At 34.3% G+C, this 670-nt stretch carries 1 tRNA gene; it reads left to right on the forward strand.

The window, feature by feature from the left end:
* The first annotated feature begins 225 nt into the window (after positions 1 to 225).
* Positions 226 to 301 (forward strand) — tRNA-Lys (locus tag ACK4HU_RS21945).
* Positions 302 to 670: the final 369 nt, after the last annotated feature.

Consider the following 670-nt stretch of genomic DNA (forward strand, 5'->3'; position numbering starts at 1 on the left):
CTTGGTGTTTCAAAAAATTATCCAAGATTGGCAAACAAAAAGTTTCATCTATTGCTTTTAGTATCGTAATGTCAAAATGGAAGATAATTTTTTTATTCTGGTTTTGGATTTAAAATTTTACTTTCTACCTTTGCACTCCCAAATCGAAAAAGTCCTTGCAGATTTTGAGAAAAGGGAAACATATTTCGCCAATATACCAGCAGAAATATAGGCGCTGAAAGATAAGATTCCGTAGCTCAGCTGGTAGAGCAATACACTTTTAATGTATGGGTCCTGGGTTCGAATCCCAGCGGGATCACCAAAGTCCGATCTTAGATCGGACTTTTTTTTTCTCATGACAATGGATCCTCAGGGTTGGCAAATGGCCAGAAAATTCCAGTAATCAAACTTCCACAATAGTTAAAATAGACCTGGATTGATAAGTAGAATAGGAAAATCATGACTAAATCCTACATGAGAATTTTTGGCCTCAATTTTGGTAAATATTTGAAGCTCTTTTGATTAATTTAGTGTCATTGATTTCTTCTCCTATTTTTTTAAGAAAGGAATTGTGTTTTCAGCTCGGTCGAGATTTTTTTCCTTGCCGATTCTTTTGTTGAGACGAAATAAGGGAGAATAGATGTATCAACTCAGTAAGGATTAAGACATTTCAATTTTCAATAAAGATGAG

This window comes from Algoriphagus sp. (genome assembly GCF_046296635.1).
Classification (GTDB): domain Bacteria; phylum Bacteroidota; class Bacteroidia; order Cytophagales; family Cyclobacteriaceae; genus Algoriphagus.